The organism is Methanocalculus sp., assembly GCF_029762515.1.
Classification (GTDB): Archaea; Halobacteriota; Methanomicrobia; order Methanomicrobiales; family Methanocorpusculaceae; genus Methanocalculus.
The window spans coordinates 1-10029 of sequence record NZ_JARVGN010000028.1 but is presented as its reverse complement, the minus strand read 5'-3'; the positions used below and the strand labels follow the sequence as shown (position 1 = coordinate 10029).

The following is a 10029-nucleotide window of genomic DNA, read 5'->3' as shown; positions in this document are numbered from 1 at the left end:
CTTTTCAGCAGTTTTTCTATCATGCTGTTTCATTCGGTGGCTTACCGCTGTGTTCAATGCCCATAGACCGGTTTTTTTGTCCAGCCACCACGCATTGAAACTGCAATATCAGAGTACATCTTTGAAGCCTCAGCTTCAATATCAATGATCTCTTCAGCACAATCCCCAAGCTTTGCAAGTTCTTCGGTCAGTTGATCGACAGGAAATTCCATATCACGAAAAATCTCTTTCATCTCTTTTCTACCGGACTTGAGATAGAACAGGCGGAGAGCATGTGAGATCCGAAGCACCCAGAGGTCATATGCATCCGGGATCTCTGCACTATTTATTTCTGATAATCTGCTCACAGCGATACATAATACATGGATTGGGTGAATATCCTGGGGCACACAACCATGGCAATAGTAATTAAAGGGGGTTACATGCTTTTCTTCAAGATCTTCGCATATATCACGGAGTTCATCCGTCAGCTGATAGATAAGCCCTGCCTTCATGCAGTGGGAGAGGAAGATCCTGTCAATAGGGTGTCCTGCAAGAATTGCCGGTATAATCCGGGTATATGCTGCTTTGATCGCCGCAATGGCATAGAGTGTTGTGCCCGTCAGAGGTGTTGTATACTGCCAGTTGGATCCGATATATGTCGCCTGTGCGATTGCTTCATAGGACCGGGCAACCATTTTGAGTCTTTCTTTATCAAGCAGTTCGCGGATCCCGGTAAAAGCCCGTTCAGATATGGCCATTACCGGATCCTGTGAGTAATGCAGCTTCCCGGAGCTCTCGCTTCGGAGAAGGGTAAGGACGTTTGTGAAGTAGTGTTCTTTTTCTTCATCCTGGTATCCCGGATCATCAATAATATCGTCAAAGAGGTATGTTGTGGCAAAATAGCCCGCCAGGTGTGAAATAGTATCCCAATGCGTGTTTCCAACAGCTTTTGCAAAGAAGAAGACTCCAAATATTGATCTCATCCATTTGCCGAATATTCCGCCTTCCAGATATGATTTTGGGCAACAGTCGATAATCTCAAGGATATAAGAATAGAGCCATTCAAACGGCTTTTTTTCATCTGTCTTGCAGAAATACTGTGCAATAGCCGTGAACTCTTCAGGTGAATCAAGGAGGGAAAGATAATTGTCATCATTGCCGTTTAAGAGAGTATATGCCCAGTTGTTCATCTCGTTCATCTCGAAGATATGGTCTGCTACCGCACCCAGATCCCTCATTGTCGCAAAACGATAGATACGTTCCTCGGCCAACAGAAACTCACGCTGCTTCAGTCTGTCGAGGATACCGGTTTTAAGGGTGGAATCAAGAATCGTGAAGAATTGTTTCCGTCTTTTTACCTTTCGCAGCCGTTTTCTCTCGTTCCTTATATGCTGAAGGAGGATACCGGCTTTGTACCCGTCTTCTTCAAAATGCATGAGACTATTAAAGTCTGTAGTTGCATAGAGATAGGAGAGCTGAAATATGTCGATATCCGGTCTCTTTCCATGCAGGGTGTCATAGAGATCCTGGATATAATCTCCACTGCTCTCATGTACCTGATGCATCATACCACTCCATTGTACGACAAATTTAGTAAACGTTTATTGGATTGGTGATTTCTGGAATATCCCTCCTTATAGTATTAAGACTCTTTCCTTGCTCCTATGAAGCCTGACTGTTTATCTCGCTTCATTCCTCCTGAGCGATTTATAGTATACTATAAGAAAAAGCCGGAAAAACTTTCAGTATACTATAAGTCCGGATGAGAAGATCGTCTTCAATGAATTCAAATATCCATATCGGAACAGTTATGGTCTTATACCCGTATTTTCTTATATGCCGCCTGCCGGTAAACCGGTTTTTCGGATCCTCCTCGTGGATGACGAACCCGCTCTCCTGGATGTGGGAAAGCAGTTTCTGGAAGAATCAGGGGTTTTTTTAGTAACTGTCACAGACAACGCAGAGGAAGCTCTTTTCCTCCTCAGGGAGCAGCAGTTCGATGCAATTGTGTCAGATTACCAGATGCCGCGTATGGATGGTATCTCGCTGCTCCAGTATCTCCGGGAGATGGATAGCTCGACTCCCTTCATCATCTTCACCGGGAGGGGAAGGGAGGAAGTGGTGATCGACGCCCTAAACTCTGGCGCAGATTTCTATATCCAGAAAACCGGGGGATCAGTTGCCCTGTTTGCAGAGCTCCGGAAGAAGATCGAGTACGCGATTGGGAAGAAACAGGCAGAAGCTGCACTTTGGAGAAGTACTGAGATATTCAGGACATTGGTGGAACAGTCAAACGAAGGGATCATCATCGTGGATTTCAATGCAAAGATCCTCTTTGCCAACCCGCGGGCGGCCGATATCATCGAGAGTGAAGAGGATCTTGATACAAGCGGCAGGATGAATGCCCTTGATTTCATCATCTCCCCCGAGGGCCGGGAGAGTGCTGTTTCCGCTCTTGCCAAAATACAAAGCGGGTATGAGCCTTTTGATCTGAAGTACCGGATCAAAACACTCAAAGGGAATGAGCGACGTATCGAATGTGTTGGCAATCTCATTGAATTTGGAGATCTACCCGCAGTCCTCCTTTCAGTACGGGATATAACCGGACAGATTGAGGCTGAAAATGCACTCAAAGAATCCGAAAAGAGGCTGAGAATGCTCTTTAAGCATACCCCGGTCTCACTGGCGGTCGTCTCCCTTGAAGGCGGGGTCTTTCTGGATGTCAATGATATGTTTGAGGAGAGTTTCGGGTACTTGCGGGATGAGGTGATCGGAAAGACTGTGGAAGAACTTGATCTTCCTGTACCCGGTTTTGAATGGGATACCTTTTACTCGGCAGTCAGGGAAGGCAGGCAGGTCAGGGGCATGGAGCTCTGCTGCCGGAGACGGTCCGGCGAGATCTGCATCTGCCGCCTCTCTTCATCATTTGTCACGATAGATGACAGGCCCTGCATACTCTGTTCAGTTGAGGATATAACCGATATCAGGGCTGATGATGCGGCGTAAGAGAGACTGAGAAAGGTGGGCTCCGGGCCTCCGTCTATCCCTGCCGCCATCCCCCTTCAGGCACCAGCATCTCAAACCTTGCTCCTTTCCCATATTCCCCGGTCTCGGCAATCATAATCCCGGTGATCGCCAGAATCTCCTGTGAGAGAAAGAGCCCAAGGCCTGTATGCTTCCCAAAACCCCGCTCGAAGATCCGCTCCTTCTGGTCGTCAGGAACACCCGGCCCATCATCCTCCCAGATGATGGCGAGCCGGCCATCCCGCTCTTCGCACCGGATCTCCACCCGGCTCGCCCCTTCGGCATGCCGGAGGGTATTCTCCATGAGATTTTCGAAGACCTTCTGGATCATCGGATCGGCAAAGACGGCGGTTTCATCAGAGAGATGCCGGATGATGGGTAGCCGGCCATCATCAATCACCTCGATTAAACTGGCGATCGAAAGCCAGGTGGGTGCCTGCACCCCCAGGTTCTCATACTGGCGGGTAAACTCGATCTGCCGTTCGATCGATTTGACCGCCTTCTCAATATCAGCGAGGTACATATCCTGCTGCTCACCCTCTTTCTCTCTCTTCAGCCAGATATAGCCGTCAATCACCATGATCTTGTTCAGGATATCGTGCCGGGTGACACTGGAGAGGATCTGGAGTTTCTTGTTGGCGGCCTGAAGCGCCTTCTCCTCTCTCTTTCGACCGGTGATATCGATACAGGAGCCCATCATAGCGATAGGAGTTTCAGAAGCATCACGGACAAGGCTTGTGGCAAGCTCAAGGATGATCTCTGATCCATCTTTTCTGGTTCCGGACACCTCACCCGACCAGCTGCCCGCTTCCAGGATTGCATCGGCTATCTCCTGCCCACTCTCCTCTATCATCCATAAGGAGAGGATGGATCTGCCGATTACCTCGTTGATATCCGATGCTCCCCACATTGAAAGGAATGCGGGATTGGCATAGGTGATATCTCCGGAGAGATTGGTGATGGCAAGGCCGTTTAATGATGCGTGAACGGCAGCATCCTTCAATAGAAGCTCTTCTTCAGCGAGCTTTTGTTCGGTGATATCTTCAAATATTGTGGCAAACCTGCCCTCCCCTGTCCGGTATGCCGAGATGATGAAGTGCCTCTTCAGGGGTTGGAAGTAGGTTTCAAAGATTACCGGTTCTCCAGACCGGACCACACCTGCATACTCTTCAAGATAAGGCGGATCACCGGCACCGTATATCTCCCGCCCTGTCTTCCCGATGGTATCCTTCCACCTGACTCCAAGTACCCTCTCATACGAAGAATTGATCTCAATGATCCGATAATCTTCTGGTATTCCATCCTCACTGTAGATGAGTTCATGGAGGGCTGATCCCTCGATCATATTCATAAAGAGGGACTTGAACTTCTGCTGGCTCTCCAGAAGCGCCTTCTCTGCCTCTTTTTGTTCTGTGATATCATGGAGGACTTCGATTAAAAGCTCAATCTCTCCGTTCTCATCAAGGACCGGGTTGCTTGTACATTCCATGAACATCCCAAGCTCCGGGACATACCGCTCGACTGTCTCCTGCTTCTTCGAGAGAACCGCCTGTGTGGTGGCACAGAGTTCACAGGGGCTGCTCCGTCCGATGATCTCATAACATCTCCTGCCCTGAATCTCCTCAGGTCTCAGGCCCAGGATCTCGTATCCTGCCTTATTGTACCTGACAATGGTATGATCGGGGAGCTGGAGGCCGACGATATCGGGGATGCCATCCAGCATCGCTTCGAGAAGCCTCTTGTTCCTATCCGCTTCAAACCCAGCTCTCTTCATCTCTGTCACATCGCGGCCCACAATGAGGATGGCAGTGGCAATCCCGTCGCTGTCACGGATGAAGGTCATGGTATTATTCACCCAGATGCTTGATCCATCCTTTCTATATGTCTCAAGATCAAGGCTGACAACACCAACCGGTTCTCCGGCAGCCTCACGCTCCATTGCCTCCTGAAACACCTGCATTGCATTCATGAGGGATTCCGGTGCCAGCACCTCCCCAAGAGACTGTATTACAGCCTCATCCACAGAAAACCCTCTCAGGGATTCAACAGACGGGCTGACATAGGTAAACCTGAGTGAGAGATCGAGAATCGAGATCGTCTCGGTCATATTCTCGGTGATCAGCCTGTACAGCTGTTCACTCTTCTGTAATGCTTTCTCTGCCTCCTTCTGCTCTGTTATGTCGGTATGGGTTCCAAGGAGGCGGAGAGGTCTCCCCTCTTCATCACGGTTGACGATCTTTCCCCTGGCAAGGATCCATCTCCATCCGCCATCTTTTGTCTGCATCCGGAACTCGAGCCGGAAACTCCCTCTTCCTTCCCGGATATGGTTCTGGATATACTCTTCAGCCCGTTCAAGATCCCCGGGGTGAAGGAGCGATCTCCACGTTGCATAGGATCCCGGTAGCTCATCCGGTTCATACCCAAGCATTGTATACCAGCGTGAGCTGAAGAAGGCGTCTCCCGTGTTATAATCCCAGTCCCAGATCCCGTCATTGGCAGCATCCAGCGTGAGCCTGTACCGCTCCTCGCTCTCCTGAAGTGCCTCTTCTGATCGCCTCTGTTCTGTGTTGTCCCGGATGGTCTCGATCGCCCCGACGATATCCCCGCTCTCATTATAGAGTGGGGATGCCTTGCCTGCAAGGACAGCATACCTTCCCAGCGGCCGTGGCAGGGAGGTCTCTGCAATCAGTACATCCCGTTCCCGTGTGACTGATGCATACTTTGATCGCAGAAGCTCCTCATCAGAAAAGGAGATGAGATCGATCAGCAAGGGGCGGCGTTCCCCGTAAAAGGGGATTGCATACTCATAATTGCCCTTCCCGATCATATCGCCTGCAGGAACGCCGGTCATCTCCTCAATCGCCTGGTTCCATGCGATCACAATACCTTTGGAATCAATAGCGAAGGTGGGGTCAGGGAGGAACTGTATGATATCATAGAGCCGTTTTTCTGTCTCTTTAGCGAGCTTTTCAGCATTCTTATGGGCAACAGCGGAACGGATCATATTGGCAAGCTCGGCAAACTGGGACTTTGGATCGCCGCCCTTCTGGAGGTAGAAGTCCGCACCGCTGTTTAAGGCCTCGATCACAACATCCTCCCGGCCTTTTCCGGTGAATATGATGAACGGTATTGTATTGGCCGACTGCCTCAGGTGTTTGAGAAACGCGATCCCATCCATCCCCGGCATCTGGTAGTCCGAGACGATCGCATCAAATCGGTGTTCATCAATGAGCCGGATCGCCACCTCTGCATCCGCTGCCGTTGTGATCCTGATACCTCCTGTCCGCTCAAGGAAGAGCTGCCCTATATCGAGGAGTGAAGGCTCGTCATCTACATAGAGAACAGAAATTGGTTGTACCTCAGCCCCGGTGGATGTCATCTCTACTCTATGATGAGCATTAAGGGTGAAAATACCTTCTCACCGATCAGGCTCTAAAAGAAAATCAGGACCTTGCATCACTTTTCTGCCAGGCCCCGGCTGGAACCAGCATCTCAAATCTCGCTCCTTTTCCATATTCACCGGTTTCTTCAATCGTAATTCCGGTGATTGCCAGGATCTCCCGTGAGAGGAAGAGCCCAAGTCCTGTATTCTTTCCATACCCCCGTTCGAAGATCCGTTCTTTCTGGTCGTCAGGAATGCCTGCCCCGTCATCTTCCCAGATGATCGCAAGCTGCCCGTCCCGCTCCTCGCACCGGCATCCGACTCTTGTTGCATCATGGGCATGCCGGATGGTGTTATCCATCAGGTTGGAAAAGACCCTCTCGATCATCGGATCGGCAAGTACCTGGTATCCGGTGCAATCAGCAATAAGAGGCAGCTCTGAACCGGATATCGGAGAGAGGAGATCGTCAATAGCATGCCATGCCGCCCTCTCCACACCGAGCTCCTGATAGGTGCGGGTGAACTCAATCTGCCGCTGGATATCACTCCCTGCTCTCTCTATCTCACCCAGATACTTAGATAGCCTTGGATCATCAATCTCCATCTTTGTCAGATCGAGATATCCCAGAAGAGCCATGATCCTGTTCTGTATATCATGGCGGGTGATACTCGCGAGTATCTGGAGTTTCTTGTTTGCCATCTGCAGGGCATCTTCTGAGAGTTTTCTTTCAGTGATATCGGTATCTGTTCCCCAGTATCCAATAAGGCAGCCTGAATCGTCCTCAATTGGAATGCCGCTTGTGCTGACCCAGATGGTCTCACCATTCTTTTTATGAGCATAATTCTCAAACTCTGTGAAGGTCTCTCTTCTGGCAATGATCCCCATTGCTCTCTGTTTGAATCCCTCACGCTCTTTCTCTGGATGAAGCTCGTAAAAATGCATTCTTCCAACGATCTCTTCTGGCTTATACCCGGTTATCGCCTCCGCCTCCGGACTGATTGAAGTATAGAGGCCTTCTGCATCTATCTCCCAGGTATAGGCACGGCTCTGGTTTGCCATGATCGAAAAGCGGTATTCATTCTTCTCTTTCTCTTTTTCCGCTCTCCTCCGCTCTGTCACATCTGAGATCGTCACAATGATCCTGCCATCTGTGAGAAATACTGCATGAAATTCGATATCCTTTATCGTGCCATCCTTGCAGGTGACCTTAAATTCACGGCTCCTGACCTCCCCTTCTTTATCACTTTCCCATGTTGCGATCACTTCATCCCGGTAAGCAGGATCCGGGTATGTCCTGACGAACCAATCCCCCACAGTCGGAATCTCTTCAGCAGAATATCCGGTGATCTCCTCAACTCCCCTGTTCATGCGGAGTATCGTCCCGCCTGTATCAAAGATGATCACTCCAAGCGGGAGGCTCTCAAAGAGCCCTTCGATCAGGTCAAGCTGGCTTTTGAGGGCTCTCTCCATCTCCTTTCGTTTCGTGATGTCACGTGATACTCCGAGTATTCCAACAGGCTTCCCCTCCTCATCCCGGAGCAGCCGTGTCGAGTTCTCAACCAGTATTGTCGATCCGTCCCTGCAGTATTCTTCAGTCTCAAATGATACGGTTCTGTCCGGATCAGCGGTACCTAATGCTTCGGCTTCCATCTCCTTATTAAACCGATCCCGAAGTGCTGCATATGATGCAGGAGTCATCACCTCTTCGATAGTCTGTGCGAGCGACTCCTCCACGGTGAAGCCTTTCATCGAGAGAACCGAGGGGCTGATGTACCGGAGCGAAAAGTCCATATCAAAGATCCAGATATTATCAGCGGTATTATCTGCGATGAGCCGGTACTTCTCCTCGCTCTCTTTGATCCTCTCTTCAGCCTCTTTTCGTTCGGTGATATCTGTTGCGATCTCCATCCGGACAATGCGTCCGTCAATCCACTGAATTGCCACATCCCGGCATTCGTACCATCGTCCATTTACCGTATTTTGGAACTGCCAGATGTATACCCCGGCAGGTTTCCCGTCTTTATCAAGCAATTTATCATTTGTGCAGAACGGACATGGACCATCCTGGCCGTGTTGCAGGGACTTCCAGCAGATAGCACCTTCTACATTGCCCCAGGCATTTCGCCCGTGTTCGTTCTGAAAGAGAACCTCGTATGTCTCCATGTCAGCAATATAAATGAAAGCATCAATGCTGTTAATGACGGTTTTCAGGCGATCATTGGATTGTTTGATGAGTTTCTCAACCTCTTTCCGCTCGGTTATATCCCGTGATACCCCGATAATACCAGTCGGCTGCCCATCATGATCGCGGAGGAACCGGATCGCATTCTCAACCAGTATCGTCGATCCATCCTTCCGGTACTTCTCAAACTCTATGTGAATCGTCCTCTCCGGATCTGCCTTTCCTGTAGCTTCAAGCGCCATCTCCGCGGCAAATTGTTTCTGTACCGATTCAAATGACCCGGGCGTCAGCATCTCCTGTAAGGACTGCCCCATCACCTCCTCCGGGGTATATCCCCGCATCTTCAGGACAGACGGGCTGATATACTGGATTTTGAGGTTGAGATCAGCGATCCATATTGTATCTGCGGTATTATCTGCGATGAGCCGGTACTTCTCCTCACTCTCTTTGATCCTCTCTTCAGCCTCTTTCCGTTCGGTGATATCCCGGATAACTCCCTCAATTCCTGCTGGTTTTCCGGAACCATCATAGATCTGGCGGCAGGATACTGAAACCGGGAGGGGGCTTCCATCTGCCTTTTTGAGCGTGACCTCATAGTCCCGCACTCCTCCCTCCTCTGCAATACGCCTTAAAATCTCCTTCCGCTCTTCAGGATATACCCAGAAATCAGAGGCAGGCTTGCCCATCATGGTATCCGGTGTATCATATCCAAAGATTCCGGCTGCCGAGGGGCTCAGCATCGTGACAATTCCATCTGCATCGGTTCTGTAGTAGATATCCTGAAGATTCTCGATGATGCCACGGAACTTCCCCTCACTCTCCTGAAGTGCCGCCTCCCTCTCTTTGCGGCTTGTAATATCGGTTGCGAGTCCCATGATGCAGGTCTCGCCCGCAATAGTTACCCTTGATGCATGCACTTCGGCGGGATAGATCGATCCATCCTTCCGCCTGTGCCGTGTTTCAAAGAACCTCTCCTCCAGAAGTGGCGCTTCCTGCCAGAGCCATTGTGTAAAAGAATGCAGATCTACATCGGGGTCGATATCCGCGACATTCATCGAAAGGAGCTCTTCACGGCTGTACCCGGTGCTCTCTATCGCCTTCTGGTTGACATCAAGGATTGCTCCGTATTGATCGTGGAGGAAGAGCATCTGGCTTGCCCTGTCAACCAGAGTCCGGTACTTCTCCTCGCTCTTGCGGAGAGCCTCCTCTGTCATTTTCTGATCGCTGATGTCATGAAGCCGCTCAATGACGAGTTCCAGGTTTCCATCTTCCCCGAATACGGGGTTGCTTGTGCACTGGAAGTACTTCTGCATTTCGGGGACGAACTTCTCGATTGTCACGGCTTTTCCTGTAGCAACCGCCTCTGTTGTTGCACAGATCTCGCAGGGCTCATCTCTTCCGATCAGCTCATAGCACCGCCTGCCATCCACCTCTTCAGGCGTCAGATTGAGGGCATCG

Annotated in this window: 4 protein-coding genes; 1 reads left to right on the top strand and 3 read right to left on the bottom strand. The window is 50.2% G+C overall.

The annotated features are described in order from the left end of the window. Nucleotides 1-53: 53 nt before the first annotated feature. Nucleotides 54-1550: a hypothetical protein gene (locus QCH34_RS01835; protein ID WP_300329123.1), complete on the bottom strand. Its 1497-nt coding sequence runs from the start codon at nucleotides 1548-1550 to the stop codon at nucleotides 54-56. Nucleotides 1551-1818: 268 nt separating this feature from the next. On the opposite strand from QCH34_RS01835, the gene QCH34_RS01830 reads away from it, so the two are divergent. Further along, nucleotides 1819-2988 carry a PAS domain S-box protein gene (locus QCH34_RS01830; RefSeq protein WP_300329121.1) on the top strand — a complete coding sequence of 390 codons (1170 nt, stop codon included), beginning with the start codon at nucleotides 1819-1821 and terminating at the stop codon, nucleotides 2986-2988. 34 nt (nucleotides 2989-3022) lie between these two features. Here the strand turns inward: QCH34_RS01830 and QCH34_RS01825 are convergent, their stop codons facing one another. Further along, the gene (locus tag QCH34_RS01825; RefSeq protein WP_300329118.1) at nucleotides 3023-6385 is read right to left on the bottom strand and encodes a PAS domain S-box protein; all 3363 of its coding nucleotides are present in this window, start codon (nucleotides 6383-6385) and stop codon (nucleotides 3023-3025) included. A gap of 64 nt (nucleotides 6386-6449) precedes the next feature. Beyond that, on the bottom strand, nucleotides 6450-10029 hold a 3580-nt coding region (locus QCH34_RS01820), incomplete at its 5' end, for a PAS domain S-box protein (protein WP_300329115.1).

What these genes read in the sequence shown, in the direction of transcription:
- QCH34_RS01825 (WP_300329118.1), bottom strand. Translation starts at nt 6,385, where the DNA reads ATGACATCCACCGGGGCTGAGGTACAACCAATTTCTGTTCTCTATGTA.
- QCH34_RS01835 (WP_300329123.1), bottom strand. Translation starts at nt 1,550, where the DNA reads ATGATGCATCAGGTACATGAGAGCAGTGGAGATTATATCCAGGATCTC.
- QCH34_RS01830 (WP_300329121.1), top strand. Translation starts at nt 1,819, where the DNA reads ATGCCGCCTGCCGGTAAACCGGTTTTTCGGATCCTCCTCGTGGATGAC.